The organism is Formosa sp. A9, from assembly GCF_051200825.1.
Lineage (GTDB): Bacteria > Bacteroidota > Bacteroidia > Flavobacteriales > Flavobacteriaceae > Formosa.
In genome coordinates, this window is record NZ_CP195158.1 from 2,408,778 (window position 1) to 2,422,069 (window position 13,292).

A 13,292-nucleotide genomic window follows, 5' to 3' on the forward strand; every position below is an offset into this window, starting at 1 on the left:
ATACTTCAGTAGGCAGTTGGCAGTCCACAGTTGGCAGTATTTAACTACATGTAAAAAAACTCTTTGTTCCGTGAACTTCACGCTGCATGACAAGTTCGTGTGTCATGCAGAAGGAAGAATGACTGAAGCATCTTTATAAATAAAACTCTTAATAAATAACAGCATCATTCCAGAAAAAGATTCTTCGTTCCGTGAACTGCGCTCTGAATGACAAGTTCGGTTGTCATGCAGAAGGAAGAATGACTGAAGCATCTCTATCAAAGAAGCCCTTACTGTATGAAGTTTACGATTTAATTAAAACTTGCCCTAAATTCTAAAGGAGACAAATTGGTTTTAGTCTTAAATAATTTATTGAAGGATTGCACGTGTTCAAAACCTAAGTCGTAAGCTATTTCACTCACTGTTAGTTTTGTGGTAGATAACTTTTCTTTCGCTTTTTCAATGAGTTTTTGATGTATGTGCTGTCGCGTATTCAATCCTGTAAGGGATTTTAGTAGTCCGCTTAAATAGTTAGGCGACACATTTAAGGAATCCGCAACAAGCTGAACTGTTGGCAAACCTTTTTCGGGTAAATCTTCACTCCCAAAATAAGCGTTGAGTAAGGCTTCTAGCTGGGTTAAAATTTGGTGATTATTTTTCTTTCTGGTTATAAATTGACGATTGTAAAAGCGCTCTGAATAGTTGAGCAGCAATTCGATTTGCGATACAATGATATTCTGACTGTAGGCATCGATATTGTTATCAATCTCGCTATTGATATTTTGAAACACCGAATCTATAATTTTCTGTTCCTTGTCCGATAAAAAGAGGGCTTCATTATTGGCATAATCAAAAAACTCATAGTTTTTAATGGATTTCGTTAAGGAAGTGTTCCAAATAAAATCTTTGTGAAAAAATAATAACCAACCAGAGCGATTACTGTTAACCGCTTCATTTTCAACAACAATATTCAATACTTGATTTGGGGCTAGAAAAGACATTAAACCTTCATCAAAATCATACTCCAGCTGACCGTAATTTAGTTTCGCATCCATATTTTTTTTCATGGCTATGGAATAGAAATTATGTAACCAATTTACGTTATTATCTTCTGGCAAATCGCGTATTAAAGCATAATCTACCAAACTAATAAGCGGATGTTTGGGTTTGTCTAAACACCTTACTTTATGATATTCTGAAATCGTCTGTATTCTTCGGATTTGATTGCTCATAATTAAAAATTTATAACTGTGAATGAAAAGCACTCTCACTCACAGTTGCAATTTACAGTTTTATAAAATCATTCCGCCGGAAATTTCAATCCGTTGGCCATTAATCCATTTGGCATCTGCTGTACACAAAAAGGCGACTACACTTCCAATATCGTCAGGAAGCCCTACACGCCCCAGAACTGTTTCCGAAGCCAGATGCGCATTCATTTCTTTGTTATCTCTCACGGCTCCACCCATAACATCCGTTTCAATCGGCCCCGGAGCAACCACATTAACTCTGATTTGTCTAGATCCTAATTCTTTAGCCTGATATTTTGTCAAGGTTTCCACAGCACCTTTCATGGCCGCATAGGTTCCGAATCCTGGTTTGGAAAAACGCGCTAAACCAGTAGACACGTTTACTATTCCGCCGCCGTCATTCATGTTTTCAAGCAATTGTTGCGTTAAGAAAAAAGGCCCTTTAAAGTGTACATTTAGTAAGTCATCAAACAAATTCTCATTTACATCTTTAAGCGGACTATAATGAATGAAACCACCATTATTGATAAGGTAATCTATTTTGTCCGTTCCAAAATTTGCGTTTAAAGCCTTTTTCAGCGACCCCACAAACGTATCAAAACTTGCTATATTGGTAACGTCCAATTGTAAAGCAATGGCTTTTTGTCCGTTGTTTTCTATTTCGGTGATTACTTGCTTGACTGCGTTTTCGTTGGTGTGATAAGTAATCACCACATCGAGCCCTTTTTTTGCAAGGCTGATAGCCATATCGCTACCAAGACCTCTACTACCTCCTGTTACTAATGCTATTTTCTTTGACATATATATTGATTTATAATTAATATCACAAAGATCTTTAGATAACAAGAGGTAGGTTTATCCAAAACTACGATAGTTTTAGCCGAAACGTGGTCTTTATTGCTGAGTGCAACTTGTAATGAATTTTAAACACTTATTTTTCAGCAGTAGAATACTTAATAAAACAAAAAAGCAGATTGAATTTTCACTCAATCCGCTTTTTGTTGGCCTATCAGCCTTTATTTATGATTAACTCCTGAAACCGAAAGACTGCTGATTTTAGGGAGCTGAATTTTATTATTTCAAATTCTCATTAAAAAAACTTTCTAATTTATCAAATGGAATTTTATCCATTTGGTCGTATAAATCGGTATGCACTGCGTTGGGAACTATCAACAATTCTTTAGGTTCGGCAGCAGCTTCAAAAGCCGTTTCGCTAAAATATCTAGAATGCGCTTTTTCTCCTGCAATAATCAAAACTGGTCGTGGGGAAATTTCTTTTATATATTGTAAAATCGGGGCATTCATATTTGTAACAGGATTTGTTAAAGACCACGATCCATTTGAATTTAATGAACGTGAGTGAAACCCTCTTGGCGTTGTATAATAAGCAGCGTATTCTTTTACAAATTGCGGTACGTTTTCAGGAAGATTTTTCAGTCCTGTAGGACCGTATGCAGGTTTACCATTTTCAGCATCTTTCCATCGTTGTTCACCAATTTGTATATATTCTTTGTTGCGCTCTTCTGCTGTTTTTGAATCGTAGTAACCATTTGCCGTGCTTCTAGAAATATCGTACATCGTAGAAGTTGCTACTGCTTTTATACGTTTGTCTGGAGCAGCAGCATTTAGTGCATATCCGCCAAAGCCGCAAATCCCTAAAATTCCAATTTTATTTCTATCAATATTTTCTTGTAACCCTAAAAAATCGACCGCAGCACTAAAATCTTCTGTGTTAATGTCTGGTGAAGAAATGTTTCGGGGTTCGCCACTGCTTTCACCTGTATAAGAAGGGTCAAATGCTAAAGTTGCAAAACCTCTTGCCGCCATTTGATTGGCATACAATCCAGAAGACTGTTCTTTCACAGCGCCATAAGGACCGCTAATTGCAATTGCAGGTAAATTATTTCTGCCATTTTTAGGAAGGTATAAATCGCCTGAAAGCGTAATGCCAAATCTATTTTTGAAGGTTACTTTTTGTCTTGTTACGTTGTCGTTTAAATTAAACGTATAGTGTTCTTCTGTTTTTGCCATGGTATTTGTTTCTGCTATTGTTGGATTTTCTTTTGTTTTATCTTGACACGCCCCCAAAATCATAATGGCGCCTATCAGCATTATTATTCTAATTTTCATTCTTATCTTTTTCATTAAAATCTTTATTATACACATTCTCTCTTACGGGTTCTTGCCAATCAACAATTCCTTTTTCTGTATTCGGAACGATGTACAGCTGCTGCAAACCTACTTTAGGACTAGCACCGTGCCAGTGTCGCACATTGGGTGGACATTGTATAACATCGCCTTTTTTTATGGTTTCAATAGCTTGTCCCTCAATTTGATGATAGCCAACGCCATCGGTAATAATTAGTATTTGACCTGAAGGATGCGAATGCCAATTGCTTCTTGCTCCAGGTTCAAAATAGACATTGCCAACAGCTGTAGTAAAAATGGAATCAACAGTTACCAATCCAATATTGTATGCGTTTCCTGTAAAATATGCTGCCGAACCTTTTTCTCCTTGAGGAAAAATAGCATCTAATTCGTTATGGTTAATTTCTATATTTTCTGATTTTTTTTCGGAGTCCGAATTGCAAGCTATTAGTAATAGACTTCCCATAAAAAACACCATTGTTTTAATATAGCTGTACATATATTTTAGTTTTGGTTTAATGGTTCTATTCAAGTGTTTTAATAATTTTTGCAGGAATGCCTCCTACAATGGTATTATCAGGAACATCTTTTGTTACGACAGAGCCTGCCGCTACAACAGCATTTTCTCCTATGGTAACACCTTGTAAAATAGTTGCGTTTGCTCCAATCCAAGCATTTTTTTTAATATGAATGGGTTTAGGAATAAGCGCATGTCTTTCCTTTGGATTTAAAGGATGGCCTTCTGAAAGCAGACTTACATTAGGAGCGATTAATACATTGTCGTCAATAGTAACGCCTCCTAAATCTAATATGGTACAATTGAAATTAATGAACACATTTCTACCTATTTTAGTATGCTTGCCGTAATTGATGTAAATTGGCGTAAAAACAGTTACACTTTCGTCAATTTTCGAAGCCGTAATTCCACTTAATAAATCTCTAATTTCTGTTGGATTGGAAGATTGGTTTATTTGCAGTAACAAGGCTTTGGTTGCAAATGACGCTTCCCGCATTTTGTAGGCTTCTGGATCGTTTGGCGATATGATTTCACCTTGCTTAAGACGATTAAAAATCTCTGGTTTATTCATCATACTAATTTATTACAATGCAAAATTACGATAGACATTTATTACATTTGTTACAAATACTTCGTTTATAATGTCAAATATCACACAAGCTAATAATAGTTGTTTATGAATACTTCAGAAGCACATTTTCCTCGTATCATGCTACTAGAATTGATGAGCCTTAACGATTTTCCAATTGATTTTCAGAAACACTATCACACGCATTTGCTTTGCCATAGTGGGCATCTTTCTTTTTTGTTTAACGGAACTAAAATGAATTGTAAAAAAGGTGAGTTTTTATTTTGGTTTGCAGATAGTAACTTATCGCATTTGAAATTTTCGAAGGATTTTAAATCTTCTGTTTTACTTGTAGAAAAACAATTTTTAGATGAGAATGTCCCCGACCAAAATTTAAGTATAGATGCAATCTTACACTCGCGACAATATCCTGTAAAGCAATTAAATGAAAAAAGTGACTACGACAGGATTTTAACTAACTTTCTGTTATTACACAGCAAATATCAAGATAAAGAACATCGCTTTTATGATGAAGCTTTAAAATTACAAATGCGACTTTTTATTCTTGAAATGTGGCACACTTTTACAAAAGAATACGAACGTAGAAAGCGTAGCTTACAGTCTGGAACGCTTTATGAGCAGTTTATGCATTTGGTGCAATTGCATTGTTTAAAAGAACGTGAAGTTCAATTTTATGCCAATCAACTTCACATAAGCGCCAAGTATCTAAATTTTGTTTGCAAGAAAAATTCAGACATTACCGCTTCCCAATGGATTCAACGTTATGCAAAAGAACGTATTATTTTGTTGTTGGAAAACAAGCGTTTGAACATTGCGGAAATCGCTGATGAAATGGACTTTTCCAGTCGCTCATTTTTTACGAGATATGTGAAAAAGATTCTGGGTGTCACGCCAAGCGCTTATAGAAATCGGCTTGATTAAAAGCACATGCAGGTAATAATATTCTTTGGTCTTAAACGTCCAGTTTTAGTTTGCGTACAACCTAATAAACAATAGAAATAGTGCCTTAGTGGAAGTTCCCCCCTTAACACTCTAATAGATTGTTTAAGAAAAAGACTGGTATGATACCAAATGAGTATCAGCAGTTGAATTGATGCTATTATTTCTTCAACTATATATTAAAGCCCACGAGGTCTTAGAGCAATTCAACTCTAGATTATTAAAGTAAAACCCAAAAAAATTAAATTATTTTTTTGGGTTTTACTATTAACTTTTAGACAAGCGGTAAATTAGTTCACAATATATTTTTTCTGATAGACCTTACTGAATATTAAAAACAAAACGCCACATAATAACCACGCAGGTAAGGTTAAAAATGATAAAAACACATCAAACTGCACCGAAATAAAGTAAAATACGCCTGCACTTAAAATCCATGCATAGAACACGGCTTTATTAAATTTTACGCCCGTTTTTTCGGCAAAAAAGTTTTGTATACCAAATTGTTTTCCAAAGAAATATTCAAAAGCAATAACAGCACCAATAGGAGCTAAAATAAAACCATACAGCGCCACAAAATCTAATAATTTCATTGCGAAAGCAGGGAACAAACCAGCAAGAGTAGCTACCATTCCAGCGAGTATGGTAACCCAAAAAGTAGACACTTTAGGTATAATGGCCTGAAAAGCCAATCCTGCCCTGTAAATTGTTGGATTAGCAGTGGTCCAACCTGCAAGTACAACAGCTATAATACCAAATACCCCAATAGCGTTATAGGCCAATGGCCCCGGTGCTACAGAAGGTGCTTCTCCTGCTTGCAACATCGCTTGCGCTTCTGGCGATTTAATATATACTGCATACAGTAATGCAGCAGCGATCCACGCCATATAATGACCTACATACATTCCAGCTGCCGTGGTCCACGCAGCTCTTGGCTTTTTAGCAAAACGGAATACAGTTAAGTCAGACATCCCCACATGCATAGCAGCATTGGCAAACCAAGACCAAATAACCACATGCCAAAAAGTATATTTTATTTGTCCAGGAAAAGGCTCTGAACCCTCTCCCCAAATATTCCAAAAATCAGAAAAACTATTCACCCCTAATTGTGTTAGCGCTACTATACCACAGGCTAAAAAGGCTAGAACAATTACGGGCGACATCCAGTTTGCCGCTTTGGTAACGGTATCGTATCCTTTTGCAGCAATTAAAGAAATAACAGCTCCTATAACAAGAACAATAACTATCCATGTAAAACCATTGGGCATGGTATCTGTAAGCTTGGGCATTTCCATATTAAACGGAATACCAACTGCCGTAGCCGATACGGTAATCATTGAGCCTGCTAAAAAGCAAAATAGTACACCATTGGCTAAATTATAAATGGTGACTAAGTTTTTTCCGCAAATTTTTTCCAGATGATAATATAACGTCAATCGATATTTAACAGCTATTTCCGCAGTTAAAAATCGCCAACTAAGTACAGCAAGAAAATTTCCTAAAAGTAACCCTACAAGAAGATCGAAAGCACTAACGCCCGTGGTTAAAAACAAAGGGCCTATAACAAATTCTGTACCAGCAGCGTGTTCGCCGGCGTACATTCCTAAAAAACTTTTCCAGCTTTTAAGTTTCGATTGCGGTACGGGTTCTCTTTCGAATTCGCCACCAGCGATGTCTTCAATAACATCATTTTCAATACTGTATTGTGTCATGTTTTAGTTAGTTTGTAGTTAATTGGGATGTTTAAAATGAATTAATAGGTTATTAAATGTTGCGGAAGGTCGGTTACACGCTCACAACATAATTGTTCCATAACTTGTTGAAGTTGCACTTTTAACAGAGACATGGTATGATTTCCGCCTTGTTTTCCTAAGGCTGCTGCTCCATACATAAAAGTGCGCCCCATAAAGGTGAATTTTGCACCACTGGCCATGGCACGGGCAATATCTGGCCCCGAACGCAGACCACTATCCACCATCACTTCTATTTGATCGCCATACGTATCTGCTATAGATTTTAAAGGCTTTATAGTCGATTCTCCAGCATCTAATTGTCGGCCACCATGATTAGACACAATCACCCCGTCTAATCCCAATTTAATTGCTTGCTCGGTATCTTCTAACGACGCCACACCTTTAAGCACTAATTTTCCTTTCCACATATCGCGAATAGGTTTAATCTTTTCGGCATTTAATCGTCCGGAAAAGGTAGCGTCCATAAATTTCCCTAGTTGTTTTAAATCTAAACCTTTTGGCATATACGGTTTAAGGTTTGCAAAATTAGGCTGACCATGTTTTAAGGTTTGAATGGCCCAATTAGGTTTTCCTAAAATTTGAAGTATGTTTTGCACACTCATATTAGGTGGCATGGCTAAACCGTTACGAATGTCGCGAGGCCTAAAACCAAAAGTAGGCACATCGCACAAAATAACCAGAACAGGGCATTGTGCACTTGCAGCACGATTAATAATATCGTCTCTCAATCTGTTTTCTGTAGGATGGTATAACTGAAACCAAGCGTTACCTTCGGTAAGCTCGCTAATGCGCTCGATACTGCTTGTAGTAACCGTACTTAAAATAAACGGCAGATTGTGTTTAAAAGCTGCTTTCGCTAAAATTTCTGGGGAATTTGGCCACATTAGTCCTTGAAGTCCAACAGGAGCTACCCCTACAGGAGCATCGTACTCTTTCCCGAATAAGGTGGTTTTAATGCTAGAACCTTCGTAATCTTTTATATAATTTACTTTTAGTTGCACATCGCGTAACTCGGATGTGTTTCGGTGTAAATTAACATCTTCATTACAACCGCCATCTAGATATTCGAAGGCAAACCTCGGGATGTTTTTTTGAGCTTTATTGCGTAAATCGTCTATAGACGGATATTTCGTGTTAAAAGATAATGCCATAATTTAATTTTAGGTTACAATAAACGGAACGTGTTTTTGTAAGGCATAATTATGTCTTAAAAATTTTGAATTTAGTTTTACATCGGAAATTGAAATCGCTGCCCCTAAAGCCGACCCTAACGAGGATGTTGTAGTGCGTAATTTCATATCTCTTAAATAGTGCGATAGTAAATTTATAAATACATCGTTAGCAGTAAAACCACCATCTATATACAATTTATTTGCTTTTGTATCGCCCATTGCAATTTTAATACTTTTAACTTGCAATTGTACAATTTCCAGCATTAAATGATGATATGCCGTTTCGAAACATTTGTAAGGTAATTCGTTAAAATCAACCTCCTCTGTGTGCAGGGCATCTGCCGAATCTAAATTGAAAAAGGGTTTAAAGTTTTCTGTTATCTTCGCGTACATATTATAATCGAATGTTACCGTTTTATGGTAATCGTCGAACACCCGGTAATGACGCGCTAATTTTTGTACATTTTGTCTGTAAAAATTTCCTAAGAAAATACGAGACGATTTTACGGCCTTACCATTAATTCGCATATAATTAATACATCCTGATGCGATATCGGATTGCGTTAAAACGCCATCGGAAAACGGGTTTAAAGAGATACTCCATGTACCTGTAGACACCAAAATAAAAGGCTTTTTACTACTACGCACATAAGGCAATAAGGCCGAAGAACTATCGTGAATCCCAACACCAATTTTAATACGTTTTCCGTTATAATTCATATTAATACTGGTTTCGGTAGATACTATTGGAGGGAGTATTTTATGTAATTCTTCTTTGTATACCCACTCGTGATAGTCTTTGGTTTTATAACTCCAAAGTGCTGTATGGCACCCTATACTGGTGTATTCGCTTAACGGAATACCAGTAAAAATGTAACTTAAATATTGAGGAAAGTGTAAGCTGTATTTAATCTTTTTAAAAACGTCTGGTTTATAATGCTTCAACCAGTACAATTGCATACCAGAATTTAACATGCCAGAATTATTAGATCCTGTTTCTTGCGACAATTCAAGCTCTGGACCGTATTTATCGTAAAATGAATCGATACAAGCTTGATCCATTGGTTTTGTATAATTATAAAGCGGCGTTAACACTTTACCATTTTCATCTATATGCACCATACTGGCTCCATAAGTTGAAAAATTGATGGCTTTAATTTTATACTCTTGGGCTTCAAGAATTTTATGAAACAAATCTTTTAACCAGGCTTGAAGCGCAGGAAGGTTTTCGGTTGGATAACCATCTTCGTCCTGAATTTCTTCAAATCGGGTATATTCGCGATAAACTTCTTTAAAATCTTTATCGAAAAGAAAGAATTTTTTATTGGTTTTTCCTATGTCAAATACAGCAGTTACTACTTTTTTCATTAATTAGTTTATTCTTTTATAATCCTGTAGCGATGGTGTGTTTTCCGCGCTCTTCTATTAAGGTTTCTCTAATATTTAAACCTCGGTAAGCTGCCAACGGATTCAAAGCACCGCCAGCTTGTAAACGTGCTTGAGCCAATAACGGACGAACATCGGTACGGTAAGCGTTTTGTAAAATTTCCTGACAAGCCACGACATCGTGTGCTAATTGGGCTTGTTTTAATTGTGCCTGATCTACAAGCAATGCTTTGGCATAAGCTTCTTGAATGGCTTCTAACGACTGTATTAAATCTTCTAAGGGATCTTTTATATTATGGCTGGCATCGATCATCCACGATAATTCTGGATTCTGCGGATTGTTTTGCATACCGTATACCAATTCGTTAAAAATTAAGAACAAAGCATAAGGTTTTACACTGCCCACGGTAATGTCGTCATCGCCATATTTACTATCATTAAAATGAAAACCTCCTAATTTCCCTTTATACATCAGGGTAGATACTATTTGCTCTATATTGGTATTAGGCAAATGATGCCCTAAATCTACCAAAGTAAAGGCTTTATCGCCGCAGGCATTAGCCAACATAAACGAGGTGCCCCAATCCTGAATTACCGTACTGTAAAAATTAGGTTCGTAAGGTTTGTATTCTATAAATAATTTCCAGTCGTCTGGCAATGTGTTATAAATAGCTTTTAAACTGTTTTCGGTATGGTTTAAAGCGGTTTGAAAATTGTGTTGCCCCGGAAAATTAGAACCGTCGGCTAACCAAACGGTTAAACTTTTAGAACCTAACTGCTCGCCTATTTTAATAACGTCTTGGTTATGTGCAATAGCTTGCGCTCTTACCGCTTCGTCGGAATTGCATAACGAACCATATTTATAAGTTTCTTTGGCGTTAGGCTGATCTTGAAAGGTGTTGGAATTTACAGCATCGAACTTTAAATTTAAAGCCGAAGCTTGTTCCTTAATAGCATTGTAATCTTCTGGAACATCCCACGGAATATGAAGCGATATGGCACCAGCGGTTTGGGTTAATGCGTGAATAAGCCCTACATCGCTTAATTTTTGTTCTAGGTTTGAAGGTTCTCCGTAAAACGAAAAACGTCCAAAGCGTGTTCCTCCGGCTCCCAATGCCCAACTCGGTATGGCTACTTGAAATTTAGCCAATTGGTTAACAACAGTATTGGTATTAATATTTTGTTTTTCTAGCGTGTTGGCCAAGAAATCGAATTGATTTTGATGCGCCTCGCTAGATTTTTTATTAAAATCGGATATATGTGATTGTGATAATTTCATGTCTTGTAATTTTTAAATAAAACCTTTCACTGGTGTATTTCAACCCATGAAAGGTTTTTTAACAAACTAACAAACTAAAAAACAAACTAATTAGTAAACTAACAATAAACTAATTAATAAGTATTGTATTGCATTGGTTATCTAACAAATGCATTTGCCATTCCGCCATCTACATTAATAATGTTTCCGGTCGATTTATCTAATATCGCCACTAACGAAAATACGCCGTTAGCAATATCGTTTGGATATATTATTTCGTTTAACAGGTTACGTTTCGCGTAATGTGCAGGTAACTCTTCTACGGTAATACCGTAAGCTTTAGCGCGACCTTCGGCCCAAGCGCCTTCCCAAATTTTACTTCCAACAATAACCCCGTCTGGATTTACTACATTTACTCTAATTTTATCTTTTGCCAATTCTGCAGCTAATAAACGAGACATGTGCTGTTGGGCAGCTTTTGCTGTACCGTAACCAACATTATTAGGTCCAGAAACCAATCCGTTTTTACTGGCAATACTAATAAAATTGCCACCTAAATTTTGTTTACGCATAATCTCTACACCTGCTTTTGCCAACTCAAACTGACCTTTTACTAGCACATCTTGTAACAGATCCCAATCTTTTTGTGTGGTTTCCTCTATAGGTTTCGAAATGGCTAAACCAGCACTGTGCACAATAATATCTACACCGCCAAATTCTAAACAAGCCGTTTTATAAGCGTTAACAATAGAATCGTAATTGGTAACATCGCAAACCGCATAAGTAGACACATCGCGCTTGTAAGTAGCGTGTGCTTCTTTTAAACTGTTCTCGTTTATATCTGTTAGTACCACATTGGCACCTTCGGCAGCTAATTTATCGGCAATCGCTTTACCTATACCGCCACCAGCACCTGTAACCAAAGCCACTTTTCGAGATAACGGTTGCTCTTTAGGCATACGTTGTAATTTGGCTTCTTCTAATAACCAATACTCGATATCGAAAGCTTCTTGTCTTGGTAGCGATGTGTATTCAGTAATTGCTTCTGCACCGCGCATAACGTTAATCGCGTTAATGTAGAACTCACTAGCTACACGTGTGGTTTGTTTGTTTTTGGCAAAACTGAACATACCAACCCCTGGATAAATAATAATTACCGGGTTCGGGTCGCGCATAGCTGGACTGTTGTCTCTTTTACAAGTATTGTAGTAATCGGCGTATTCTTGTCTGTACTGCTCGAAAGCTGGTTCTAGTTTTTTTAGAACAACACTAGCATCGCTTAAATCTTCATTGGCATCTAAAGTTAATACCAAAGGCTGAATTTTAGTACGTAAGAAGTGGTCTGGACAAGACGTTCCCATTGGCGCCAAACGCTCTAGGTCGTTACTGTTTATGTATTCCATAACCACATCGCTGTCTGCAAAATGACCAATCATGCGGTTTTCCGAAGAACAAAGTCCGCGTAATAACGGCATTAATTGCGCTGCTTTTTCTAAACGTTCTTCTTTTGGTAAACTTTCTACTTTTTGTCCGCCAAAAATCTCGCCTTTTTCCTTTATTTTTTGTTCAATATATTCTGAAGCTTTTTCAATAACTTCCAAACTGTTTATATAGCACTCGTAAGAGGTGTCTCCCCAAGTAAATAAACCGTGGCTTCCTAAAACAATACCGCGAATGCCTGGATTTTCGGCTAAACATTTCTCTAATTGTAAACCTAAATCGAAACCAGGGCGTTGCCATGGCACCCAGCCCATAGTATCGCCCCAAATTTCTTTAGTTACTTTTTCGCTGTCTTTTGCAGCTGCAACCGCTATAAGGGCATCGGGATGAAGGTGATCTATATGTTTAAAAGGTAATAATCCGTGTAAAGGTGTATCTATGGAAGGCGCTTTGCTATCTAGGTCGTAAATACAATGATTAAATAATCCAACCATACGGTCTTCATCGGCTAAACCACCGTAAACGTTTTTTAAATCGCGCAAACGATTTGTGTATAAACCAGCAATGCCAGCTCTAGTTAATGTTCCTATATCTCCTCCAGAGCCTTTTACCCACATAACTTCTACATTATCGCCAGTTAAGGGGTCTTTTTCTATTGTTTTACAACTTGTATTGCCACCACCGTAGTTGGTAATTCTTAAGTCTGCACCTAAAATATTTGAGCGATAAAGAAATAATGCCACTTGGTCGTCGGCCAATTCTTCCGCTTTTTTATTATCCCAAAGGTAATCTACGTGCTTAAATTGTTTAACAAGATTATCCATATTTTTATTTTAAAAATTAATTTGTGTTTGTAAAAC

General features: G+C 36.8%; 11 protein-coding genes. 1 reads left to right on the forward strand and 10 read right to left on the reverse strand.

Going from position 1 to position 13,292, the window contains the following annotated elements:
* Nucleotides 1-290 precede the first annotated feature (290 nt).
* The 5 genes from ACR9EA_RS10750 to ACR9EA_RS10770 form a co-directional block, all read right to left on the reverse strand.
* Nucleotides 291-1,211 (reverse strand): helix-turn-helix domain-containing protein, encoded by a 921-nt coding sequence (locus ACR9EA_RS10750; RefSeq protein ID WP_435132707.1) that lies wholly within the window; start codon nt 1,209-1,211, stop codon nt 291-293.
* Between the two features lie 60 nt (nt 1,212-1,271).
* Nucleotides 1,272-2,036, reverse strand: coding sequence for an SDR family NAD(P)-dependent oxidoreductase (locus ACR9EA_RS10755; protein WP_435139866.1), 765 nt, complete (start codon nt 2,034-2,036; stop codon nt 1,272-1,274).
* Nucleotides 2,037-2,303: 267 nt separating this feature from the next.
* Nucleotides 2,304-3,359, reverse strand: coding sequence for an alpha/beta hydrolase (locus ACR9EA_RS10760; protein ID WP_435132708.1), 1,056 nt, complete (start codon nt 3,357-3,359; stop codon nt 2,304-2,306).
* The gene (locus ACR9EA_RS10765) at nt 3,349-3,876 is read right to left on the reverse strand and encodes a cupin domain-containing protein (protein WP_435132711.1); all 528 of its coding nucleotides are present in this window, start codon (nt 3,874-3,876) and stop codon (nt 3,349-3,351) included. Before ACR9EA_RS10765 ends, ACR9EA_RS10760 begins: the two co-directional genes overlap by 11 nt.
* Before the next feature lie 25 nt (nt 3,877-3,901).
* On the reverse strand, nt 3,902-4,468 hold the full coding sequence (locus ACR9EA_RS10770; protein ID WP_435132714.1) for a sugar O-acetyltransferase: 567 nt from the start codon (nt 4,466-4,468) through the stop codon (nt 3,902-3,904).
* Nucleotides 4,469-4,570: 102 nt separating this feature from the next.
* Between ACR9EA_RS10770 and ACR9EA_RS10775 the strand changes: the two genes are divergently transcribed.
* Nucleotides 4,571-5,404: a helix-turn-helix domain-containing protein gene (locus ACR9EA_RS10775; protein ID WP_435132716.1), complete on the forward strand. Its 834-nt coding sequence runs from the start codon at nt 4,571-4,573 to the stop codon at nt 5,402-5,404.
* A gap of 308 nt (nt 5,405-5,712) precedes the next feature.
* On the opposite strand, the gene ACR9EA_RS10780 is transcribed toward ACR9EA_RS10775, so the two are convergent.
* The 5 genes from ACR9EA_RS10780 to ACR9EA_RS10800 form a co-directional block, all read right to left on the reverse strand.
* Nucleotides 5,713-7,134 (reverse strand): purine-cytosine permease family protein, encoded by a 1,422-nt coding sequence (locus ACR9EA_RS10780; RefSeq protein ID WP_435132718.1) that lies wholly within the window; start codon nt 7,132-7,134, stop codon nt 5,713-5,715.
* A 41-nt stretch (nt 7,135-7,175) separates the two neighbouring features.
* Entirely contained in the window at nt 7,176-8,327 is a 1,152-nt protein-coding gene (locus ACR9EA_RS10785) for an alpha-hydroxy acid oxidase (RefSeq protein ID WP_435132720.1), read from the reverse strand.
* Nucleotides 8,328-8,336: 9 nt separating this feature from the next.
* On the reverse strand, nt 8,337-9,716 hold the full coding sequence (locus ACR9EA_RS10790) for an FGGY-family carbohydrate kinase (protein ID WP_435132722.1): 1,380 nt from the start codon (nt 9,714-9,716) through the stop codon (nt 8,337-8,339).
* 16 nt (nt 9,717-9,732) lie between these two features.
* Entirely contained in the window at nt 9,733-11,013 is a 1,281-nt protein-coding gene (locus ACR9EA_RS10795) for a TIM barrel protein (protein ID WP_435132725.1), read from the reverse strand.
* A 137-nt stretch (nt 11,014-11,150) separates the two neighbouring features.
* Entirely contained in the window at nt 11,151-13,256 is a 2,106-nt protein-coding gene (locus tag ACR9EA_RS10800; RefSeq protein ID WP_435132727.1) for a bifunctional aldolase/short-chain dehydrogenase, read from the reverse strand.
* Nucleotides 13,257-13,292 lie beyond the last annotated feature (36 nt).